This window comes from Bradyrhizobium sp. Kon37, from assembly GCF_055807535.1.
Genome location: NZ_JBVVOY010000066.1, coordinates 1 through 1644, shown reverse-complemented (window position 1 = coordinate 1644; position 1644 = coordinate 1). Strand labels below are relative to the sequence as shown.

Here is a 1644-nt window from a genome sequence, read left to right as displayed (position 1 = left end):
TGCCCGTTGGTCGCTGGATTTTGTCCATGACCAGTTTGCCAATGGGCGCCGGTTCCGGATCCTCAACATCGTCGATGTCCAGGTCCCCTTGAACCTCGTGCGTGTCCAGAACTTCGCTGCCGTCAGTCCGAGCGGCGTCCCGCTGAGGGTTGCCGCCAGGCTCGAATGCATCAGCACCCCACACAAGGTCACCACATTGGGCTGACCCGCCTTATACGTCCCGCGTTGATGGTCTTGGTGAAGCCGATCTTTCCTGGCTGCGCACGGCTGTAGATGAACTCAGTGGTATCCTGCAGAAAGGATTGGTCCTTCGCTCGCCGCGCAGCGCATGGCGGTCGCGGCAAAATGACCGGCCAGCATCCCATGCTCGGTAACGCGCGGGTTGTCGAAGAAGCGATAGGCCGCCTTCGTCGCCGCCCAGTCAACGCATGCGGCCGGGACCGGTTGGCCAGGCGCCGCCGACATCTGATCCAGCAGGCGGCAAAATCGGCGCGCCAGTCGCCTGTCCGGCAGCCCTGCCGAAACGACTTCGGCGTCATGCCAGCCTGCAGCGCCGGCTCCCGTGTCTCCGCTCATCTCCGACGCCTCCGCGAATCGGCGTCACAGACAGAATCACAGACGATTCAACAGATGCAAATCCTAAGTTCGAGATGTAGGTAATTGAAAGCCTCACCGGACGCTTACCTTGCCTCGGTACGGCTTGAGCTTCGCCTTTGAGGGAGAGGTGGGCGTGCAGGTACGTCTGCGTCGTTTCGACCGATTCACGACCGAGCCACAGCGCGATGAGGAGCGGTCGACGCCGGCTTGCAGCATTCCGATCGCAGCCCTGTGCCTCAGCACGTGCGGTGACACGCACTTGACCTTCAAAGACGGGCAACTCTTATGAGCGACACGAACATGCTCTCTCAGGAGCGACTGGACGCTGACGGTACTGAGGGCTGGTAGCACCAACGGCGCGACCGCGCCTTCCTCACGCAGCACCGGCAACGATCCCTTGAGCACGGCCCGGCCGCCGGGTTGGATAGACTGCATCCCGTCTCTATGTCGGAAGTACCGCTCAACGACCTGCTCATCGAAATCAATCAGCTTATAGCGACGGCCCGCGATTGAACTCAGGAGCCTGCCAACTATCTTGAGGCAACGCCACTGCCGTGGCGAACGAGCCTCTCTTGGACGAGACAAACGGCGTAGCACTCGACGAGCCGTCCGTGTGGTCCGCTCCGGACCAAGCTGGTCAGCCAGAAATCTGGGGAAAACAACCTGCTCGGCATAGTTCGGCCGGCGGCATAAACCTGCGTATGCGGCGCGCGGCATAGGGCAGAGACGATGAGATTATACATGGCGGCGGCTTGGCGCCCTCCGCGGTCGGATCCACAGAATAACTGTTATTCGGCCTGCAATATTGGCTCTGACGCAATTTTGGTGCAGCACTGGTCATGTGGCGCCGATTAGCCGAGCCTGTAGCAAGTCGAGCTTGGCGCGTCCGTACATTTGGCGTTTGACCAGGTTGAGCTTGGTGATCTGGCCCTCGGTCTGTCCGTTGGACCATGAACAAGAGCGATCAGAGTGATGCGCGAGGGCTTGCCGAACTGGTGCGGGTTGGATGGTATCGAGAGGTAAAAGTCAAAAGTGAGGAAAGCCAGA

General features: G+C 60.4%; 1 protein-coding gene and 1 pseudogene. One reads left to right on the top strand and one right to left on the bottom strand.

Features of this window, described 5'->3' with window-relative positions; translation table 11 throughout:
- Positions 1 to 205, top strand: a pseudogene (locus AC0L3J_RS36975) (hypothetical protein); the annotation flags it as partial.
- A gap of 74 nt (positions 206 to 279) precedes the next feature.
- Here the strand turns inward: AC0L3J_RS36975 and AC0L3J_RS36970 are convergent.
- Complete coding sequence (locus tag AC0L3J_RS36970; protein ID WP_244561116.1) at positions 280 to 576, bottom strand: IS4/Tn5 family transposase DNA-binding protein; 297 nt, start codon at positions 574 to 576, stop codon at positions 280 to 282.
- Between the last annotated feature and the right edge of the window lie 1068 nt (positions 577 to 1644).

Excerpts from the sequence above, each read along its gene's own strand:
- AC0L3J_RS36970 (WP_244561116.1), bottom strand. The coding sequence starts at position 576 with ATGAGCGGAGACACGGGAGCCGGCGCTGCAGGCTGGCATGACGCCGAA.